This window comes from Endozoicomonas sp. Z74 (genome assembly GCF_057680865.1).
In genome coordinates, this window is sequence record NZ_JBLYZI010000004.1 from 105,717 (window position 1) to 113,761 (window position 8,045).

An 8,045-nucleotide genomic window follows, 5' to 3' on the forward strand; every position below is an offset into this window, starting at 1 on the left:
AGCTCGCTCAGGTTTTTTCTCTGAAAAGGTCGCCGCTCAGGTGGGGCAACTTTTCATTGTTTGAGATGAGCAGTCATTCTCGCTCATGGCTCTTTGAGAGCGTATCGTTGATGCGAATCGTTATAACTGCGCCTTCAAGGCTTTATGAAGAGTATATGACTGCTACGGGTATTGCAAACCGCATCCGTGGAGGTTTTGCAGTTAGTTCAGCCTGGCCTGTATCCGGCAATACTGAGGTATCTGGGAAGGGCTACAAGGGTATCAGGGCGACGGAAATGCTGTTCCAGCTCATCATAAAGAGCCTGGTATTTTGTCGGGGTGACCATGGATTCATCCATCATTGCCTGCTTCAGACACTCGAAAGTTGCCAACCAGAAGCGTTTGCAGGGGGCGTTGGTGTTGGAAATGGCATTCATCTCCATCCCGGAAACTTTCAACCCGGCTTTCTGGTAAAGCCCAGGGAGGTCTTTGGCAATCCACGGGTTGCCCCCTCTGCGCGTCATGACTTCTTCATGCAAGTTTATAAATTTGAGGTGAGCATGGTGCTCAGGGATGCTGTAGCATCCCCGGAGGTCAATGTCTTCGACAACTAACAAACCGCCGGGAGCCAGTAGAGAGGTCAGTCTGCTCAGTTGTTTCTGAGGTGAAGACAGGTGGCATAACAGGAAGCGGCAGTAGATGAGGTCAAAGGGTTCTGAGACGGTGTTGGGTGAAAAGCTTTCTAAATCCTGGATTTCAAAATCAAGGCCGATTCGTTCAGCATTGTGTTTTCTGGCCAGGGCAATGGAAGCAGGGTCGATATCAAGCCCAAGGACTTTGCCTCCGGGGCTTACCAGGTCATAAAGCCGGGCGCTGATAGCGCCAGCTCCGCAGCCGGCATCCAGGCAGCGCATTCCTGCCTTGACGCCCTGTTTAGAAAGAAATGCCCGGCTGGCGGGCCAGCTTAGCTCTGCCAGAAGTTCTAGCCGGTCTGCACCTGAGCGCCCCTGGTTGAGAGCGTAGCGGTTGTTCATTGTGTAGCCCCGTCTCTATTCGCTGTTGTTGTGATTTTATAGAGCATAGACAGAGCTTTTTGTTCCCGGTTTGCTATTGAATCAGGTCAGTAAGGGTAGGAACCACAAGATCGGGGTTGGCGTTTTCTATCGGTTCCCCGTGGTTATAACCATAGGGGAGGCCTACGACCCTGACGCCTGCTGCCCTGGCTGCTTTTATGTCGTTGCTGGAGTCGCCGATCATCAGGGCTGTTTCCCGGGTTGCCCCAAAGTGTTGAATGGCGTGCAGTAAAGGCAAGGGGTGGGGCTTTTTCTCTGGCAGGCTGTCACCGCCCAGAAAGAGGTCGAAGTGCTGGTGGATACCCATCAGCTTGAGCAGTCTTTCTGTGAATTCTTCGCTTTTATTGGTAATCACTGCCTGGTGATAACCTCGTTCACTCATGGTCTGGAGAAACTCAGTAACCCCCGGGTACAGGTGGCTATGAAGACCCAGCTCTTTTCCATAATAATGTCTGAAGCGCTCGTGAGCCTGTTCAAACAATAAGGCATCAACTGCGCCTGGCTGGTCTCCTTTCATGTCGTCAGCCAAGGCACGTTTTACCAGTGAGGGGATGCCATTACCAACCCATAGGCGTGTTTTTGCTTCACCTGCCGAAGGTCTTCCAAGCTCTTCCAGCATCTGGTCAATGGCGACTGCCAGATCTGGCACACTGTCAACCAGAGTACCATCCAGGTCGTACATGATTAATTCAGGTGGGTTGTTGTTCAGTAGGGCGGTTAGAGGTTCGTTCATTGTGAGGAGGGTTGTCATCGTTTGATTGTGAGGAAAAGAAGGCACTTAATCAGTATCCTCTATAGCGTCATTGAGGTCGTCGAGAATGGTATCTGGCCTGTTGGTTGTACAGGGTTGGACATCAGAAAAAGCAGTGTCGTCTCGCTCAAGCTGCTCTAGAAGGAGCTTTGTGCCGTACCGGCTCCCCCAGATGATATACTTCCAGGTTATGTTGTCTATAGATACAAATGTTATGGCATCAGTCTGGCGGGGAAATTGAACGGTGAGGGTATTTTTAGCCACTGAGGGATGGTTATTGAAGGAAAGTAAGCAGTTAACTGCTGTGTTGGAAGAAGTAGGTAGCAGCTCAGGAAGCCAGCAGGGGGTATAGAAATCGGGTCGTGGAGGTTCTCTTGATTGAGTGAAGAGGCTGGGAAGCCCGATGACGGTTGCCTTTTTTTCTGGTGTTTCAGTTTTAGTCTCTCCTTTGAGATTTGCCTTGATGTCGAGTCCCACAGCCAATGGCTGACTCCCTCCTGGCTGAATGGCTGGGTGAATTAGAATGAATGGCGCTAAGTGTGGTGTGGGTTCTTGCATTGTTCTTCTGTGGGGCTGGTCATTCAGGTCTGGCACGTACCTTCTTTGAAAAGACTCACCGGTTGGGAGATCCAGCGTGATGGTTTTCGATCTCAGTGCTACCTGACCCGGGATGGATCGCTCAATTTCTTGCTGCATCCAGATAGCGTCTTCTGGAGCATGCTGAAAAAAAGCATTTAGGTTGCCTGATAGTGGATGTGATGGGGGGGCTTGTTCCACAAAATCAGGCTCCATAGCAACTTCCAGAACCGCAGGAGATGTGGCTGTTAGAGTTTTAATTTGTTCTTTTACTGTATCGAATGCATTGATTCCCGCTTCCCACATCAGTTCTGGCCAGGAATGATTTTCGCCTGTTGATTGGTTTTTTACTTCAGAAGATGAGGGTGACGCAATTTTAACGGCTTTTAATTGTGCAGTTTGCAGCGTTCTTGTGGTATCTATTGCAATCTCAACCGAGCCACTGGACTGTATTGCCCGGTTCTCTTTGTTTTCACTCTGAGATATCAGTGAGTCGACAGAGTCTGTTCTTGATAATAAATAAGCATTGAAATACATCCTGGTGCATGCATCGGAATAGGCAGAAAGCAGCGCAAGCATGAGAAGTAGAGAAATCGCAGTCAGACGGTGCATGAGCAGGGGTCTCAAAAGCAAATTCTACTAAACCTAGATAACAAATACAGTGATGGCCATTGAGTTTGATGACCGTGCAATTACAGTCGTGTTTTTCCTGGTTTTGATTAATTTTGAGGAGAGCCACAGTGCTCTGCCTGTCAGTCAGAGTACTGTGGATTGGTTGAAGCCTTAGTGCAGGAGGGCTTTAAAGGGGATTGGCATCTGCCAGTTCAGAGCGCATTTTGGCAACGACCTGGTCATAACTGTCTGCACCAAAAATAGCGGAACCAGCCACAAAGGTATCGGCTCCGGCTTCGGCAATCTGGCGTATATTGCTGGCAGTGACGCCGCCGTCTACTTCAAGGCGGATATCCAGGCCACTGTCGTCGATCAGCTGGCGAACATGACGAAGCTTCTTCAGGGTTGATGGAATAAACTTCTGGCCGCCAAAGCCTGGGTTGACTGACATCAACAAAACCATATCCAGTTTATCGATGACGTACTCAAGAACATCCGGTGTGGTTGCCGGATTAAGAACCAGGCCGGCTTTACAGCCACCCTCACGGATCAGTTGCAGGCTTCGATCGATATGGTCGGATGCCTCCGGGTGGAAGGTGATCATGCTGGCTCCTGCTTCAATGAAGTCACCAATCATCCGGTCCACCGGGCTGACCATCAGGTGCACATCAATGGGAGCGGTGACTCCGTGGTTCCTGAGCGCCTTGCACACCATGGGGCCCAGTGTCAGGTTGGGGACATAGTGGTTGTCCATGACATCAAAGTGCACCCAGTCGGTACCGGCTGCCAGAACGTTATCTACTTCTTCACCCAGGCGGGCGAAATTGGCCGATAGAATGCTGGGGGCGATAATAAAGTCGCGCATACTGTCTCTGGTCTGATTGGTGGAAGTCTGCAGGGGATTGTAACGGGTTGTGGGATGGCTGTCAGGGCATGCAAAGATTTCAGCCATAAATGCAGCTCCCGGAGCCGCTTGGTCATGAAGATTTCAACCGGTTAATTTCTTCCAGCCAGGCAACGAACAGTAGGGCGATGGCCCCAAGGCAGGCGGCAAGTAGCACCAGGAAGCCGCCATCCCAGCCAAAGTGATCCACTACCAGCCCCATGGCAATATTGGCAAACAGGGCGCCTCCCAGATAACCAAAGAGACCGGTCAGGCCTGCGGCTGTGCCAGCCGCCTTTTTTGGCACCAGGTCCAGGGCGTGTACGCCAATCAGCATCACCGGGCCATAAATCAGAAAGCCAATAGTAATCAGGGCCAGGTTATCCAGCCATGGGTTGCCCGCGGGGTTTTTCCAGTAGACCAGAACTGCAATGGTCACTAGCGCCATGCATACCAGGCTGGCTGGCGCCCGATATCCTTTGAAGTAACGATCACTGAGATAACCACATAGCAGGGTACCTGGAATGCCGGCGAACTCATAAAGGAAGTAGGCCCAGCTGCTACTGGTCATGGTAAATCCTTTGGCCTCACCCAGGTAGGTGGGTGCCCAGTCAAGAACGCCATAACGGACCAGATAAACAAATGCATTGGCCAGGGCAATGATCCACAGCAGTCGGTTATTGAGGACGTATTGGAAAAAGATATCCCGCGCGGAAAACTCACGTTCATGGGATTTCTGATAAGCAAAGCTGTGAGGGTAATCCCCGGTGTATTCCTCTATGGGAGGGAGCCCGCAGGATTGGGGGGTATCCCTGACCATCAGCCAGGTGATCAGGGCAATGGCCAGGGCAACCATTCCGGCAAAATAAAATTTGCTGTGCCAGTCTGCAAAGATCAGCATGCCCAGGATCGCCAATGGGCCGATCAGGCCTCCTCCCAGGTTGTGGGCCAGGTTCCAGATGGCTGCCCGGGTGCCCCGCTCGGTGACCGAGAACCAGTGAACGATCACTCTGCCACTGGAGGGCCAGCCCATCCCCTGAAACCAGCCATTAATAAAAAGCAGCAGAAACATGGTGAATACGCTGCCTGTAGCAAAAGGGAGGAGCCCCATAGTCATCATGGTAAGGGCGCTCAACACCAGGCCTGTTGTGATGAACAGTCGTGCATTGCTACGGTCGGACAGGTTACCCATGAAAAACTTGCTGAGTCCATAAGCGACAGAAACACCGGACAGGGCTATACCCAGTTCCGCCTTGGTGTAGCCCATGTCGATCAGGTCTGGAATAGCCAGGGAGAAGTTTTTCCGGACCAGGTAATAACCGGTGTAGCCAATGAAGATTCCTAGAAAAACCTGGCGCCGAAGATGGTGGTATGTGGAAGGCACTTCATCTTCAGGCAGAGTTTGCTGATGTTCTGCAGGGGCCAGGAGGTTGCGAAGTATTGTCATATTGCCCCTGTATTACAGCTGGCTGGCTCCTGGAGGAAAGGTTCCTTCAGGAGTTTAAACGTCCGTTAGATGGGTGAAGCCTGGTGGCTTCCTGTCCTGGTGCCCAGTAACACAAGAAATAGAATATATCTCTGGTTTTGGCAAACGGAACCCGTCACCACCACTAATGACAAACCTTTCTTTTTTTCCGCATTCGCGCCTGTTATGGGGCGGGGTTGGGGTGCTGCTGGTGAATGGCTTCAATGGCCCGCAGTGTTTCACCCGAGAGGGTCAATGTATCGGAGAGAAGATTATTCTCAAGCTGCTCCATTGTGGTTGCCCCGATGATGGTACTGGTGACGAAAGGGCGGGAACGAACAAATGCCAGGGCCATCTGTGCCGGGTCAAGCCCGGATTCTCTGGCTAGACGGACATAGGCTTCCGTGGCGGCTACAGCCTGAGGATTGCTGTAGCGTGAAAACCGTTTGTAGAGGGTCAGCCGACCCTTTTCAGGCTGAGACTGGTTGAGGTATTTTCCGCTGAGAACGCCAAATGCCATTGGGGAATACGCGAGGAGTCCAATCTGCTCCCGGTGGGCGATTTCAGCCAGACCCACCTCAAAACTCCGGTTCAGCAGGCTATAGGGATTCTGGATGCTGACGGCTCTTGGTTGATTTTTGCTGTCGCTGAGTGCCAGGTGTTTCATGGTTCCCCATGGGGTTTCATTAGACAGCCCGTAGTGACGGATCTTGCCTGCTTTGACAAGCTGGTCCAGGGCGCTCAGTGTTTCTTCGATGGGGGTTCCATCCTGCCCTGTCTGGGGAGTGTAACCAAGCTGGCCAAAGAAGTTGGTGTTTCGGTCCGGCCAATGCAGTTGATATAGATCAAGGGCTTCAACACCCAGGCGCTTCAAACTGCCCTCAATGGCCCTATGGATATGGTCCGGCGTCAGGCGCCTTCCTCCATCCATATAGTCATAACCCGGACCACAGATTTTTGATGCTATGACCAGATCATTATGGTGTCCACGCTGTTTCAGCCAGTTACCAAGGATGGTTTCTGTTTTTGTGTAGGTGGTTTCCTGTCCCGGTACCGGGTAGAGCTCAGCGGTATCAATAAAATTAATACCATAGTCAATGGCACGGTCGAGCTGGCGAAAGGCCTCTTCCTGTGTGTTCTGTTCCCCCCAGGTCATGGTTCCCAGGCAAAGACTGCTGACCTTGATATTGGTTCTGCCCAGAGATCGGAATTCCATAGTGAGCTCGCACTGGTCTGTTGTGGGTCACCCACTATAGCAGCAAGTTGTTGGTTTTTTTGTGATTTTTTGGCAGTGGAACTGGTGATTCAGGGGCTGTAGTCAAAGAGGTCTGTTTTTCAAAAAAGGTGAGGGAACTAAATGTGCACCCTGGTATCAAATAGCGAGAAGAAATCATAATTTTAATGGTATCTGAGTAAGGGTAACCCCATTTTTAAGAGTGGTTCATTTTTGAACTTCTCAGTATTTTTCTTTGCACAGAAGAGCGAATAGATTGATTTATAGCTGGGCAACGGCCTTCAATTTAGTTATTTGTCGGTTCATTTTCAGTGCTCATAAGAGAGAGCTTTGATGGTGAGGGTTTTGAGAGTTGAATAAAAATAATGGAGGTATGTGATGAGGCTGTTTATCTTGGTGTTCTGTGCTCTAAGCACATTTAATGTTTTTGCGTCCTGTGCGGATGGCGGACTTGATTGTAATGCTCCTGAAACTAAGGGCAGAATTGATCTTTTTTTTCCTTTGCATGATAAAAAGTCTGGAAATCTCAGTGACTATCTGACTTATCATGAAAATCTTTTTATATTACCCGATAATATTCATGGTCCTGTCATGGGTGAGCGTTTTCACGATTACTCAAGGTATTCCCGCCGTTATTCTCCTCTGTCCACAAAAACCTGTTCTGATCTTTCAGGTCACTTCAGTTCTGACTGGACCTTGATCAAAAGAATGCTGGATAAGGCTCAGTGGGTTGATCTGGGGAGTTGGCTGGTGTCGGTCAGCGATAACGTGTTTGTTGTTGATTATGGTGAAGGAGAATCTCTTTTTGACAGGGTTGTCGCTGATCATGAACATGCCAGAGATGTGTTATTGCTTGGAATAAAGTACAGGGGAAAAAAGGGTGGGTTTAAAATAAGGATTGATAAGGAAAACCTCCCAGAGGTGATGTTTGTTAAAAATGATACAGTTGGCCGGGCCTTTTTGACAGTACTGATGGCTATGCATAATAGTGAGGGATTCAAATGTCATAGTGTTGGTGAAGCAATTTCTGAGCTGTTAGACATGGATCCTGAAACGGATGGCGTTTTTGAGCGGATTGATGGTGGAATGGCTTTGTTAAATCAGTTCTTTAAGTCAGGGCTGCCTTTACCGCAGTTTCAAAACCGTATTGGTGTTGCCAGTGATCAGGATGTACGATTGACCGATCTCCGGAAGAAGAAAACGGTTCAGGAGGTGGGTAATCATGTTTTTGTAAGGTTCAAGCAGCAGCACCAGAAGATGGGAGAGGGGCATTTCAAACGGGTTATGAAACAGGTTTTTCCTTCTTTTGATGACGGTGTAAAAGAAGGTGCTGTAGAGTATAACCTGCATTAGTTCAGATCTGATCTGACAATTCCCTCTTCAAAAAAGGGAAGGGTTACCGATTTAGATAGAGGGTGAAATCACTGAAATCTAAATCGTAAAAAGGTAACCCTTATGATTCATACTAATCA

7 protein-coding genes are annotated in these 8,045 nt (G+C 49.6%); 1 reads left to right on the top strand and 6 read right to left on the bottom strand.

The annotated features are described in order from the left end of the window. Window positions 1–206: 206 nt before the first annotated feature. The 6 genes from ACNRUY_RS02130 to ACNRUY_RS02155 form a co-directional block, all read right to left on the bottom strand. Window positions 207–1,013, bottom strand: coding sequence for a class I SAM-dependent methyltransferase (locus ACNRUY_RS02130; protein WP_488109991.1), 807 nt, complete (start codon window positions 1,011–1,013; stop codon window positions 207–209). 73 nt (window positions 1,014–1,086) lie between these two features. After that, window positions 1,087–1,803, bottom strand: coding sequence for a phosphoglycolate phosphatase (locus ACNRUY_RS02135; protein WP_488109992.1), 717 nt, complete (start codon window positions 1,801–1,803; stop codon window positions 1,087–1,089). A 27-nt stretch (window positions 1,804–1,830) separates the two neighbouring features. Further along, complete coding sequence (locus ACNRUY_RS02140; RefSeq protein ID WP_488109993.1) at window positions 1,831–2,991, bottom strand: hypothetical protein; 1,161 nt, start codon at window positions 2,989–2,991, stop codon at window positions 1,831–1,833. 187 nt (window positions 2,992–3,178) lie between these two features. Then, complete coding sequence (gene rpe / locus ACNRUY_RS02145; protein ID WP_488109997.1) at window positions 3,179–3,856, bottom strand: ribulose-phosphate 3-epimerase; 678 nt, start codon at window positions 3,854–3,856, stop codon at window positions 3,179–3,181. A gap of 112 nt (window positions 3,857–3,968) precedes the next feature. Beyond that, window positions 3,969–5,321 carry a glycerol-3-phosphate transporter gene (gene glpT / locus ACNRUY_RS02150; protein WP_488109994.1) on the bottom strand — a complete coding sequence of 451 codons (1,353 nt, stop codon included), beginning with the start codon at window positions 5,319–5,321 and terminating at the stop codon, window positions 3,969–3,971. Between the two features lie 202 nt (window positions 5,322–5,523). After that, on the bottom strand, window positions 5,524–6,555 hold the full coding sequence (locus tag ACNRUY_RS02155; RefSeq protein ID WP_488109995.1) for an NADP(H)-dependent aldo-keto reductase: 1,032 nt from the start codon (window positions 6,553–6,555) through the stop codon (window positions 5,524–5,526). 396 nt (window positions 6,556–6,951) lie between these two features. Here ACNRUY_RS02155 and ACNRUY_RS02160 point away from each other — a divergent pair, with 396 nt between their 5' ends. After that, window positions 6,952–7,926 (top strand): hypothetical protein, encoded by a 975-nt coding sequence (locus ACNRUY_RS02160; protein ID WP_488109996.1) that lies wholly within the window; start codon window positions 6,952–6,954, stop codon window positions 7,924–7,926. The last annotated feature ends 119 nt before the right edge of the window (window positions 7,927–8,045 follow it).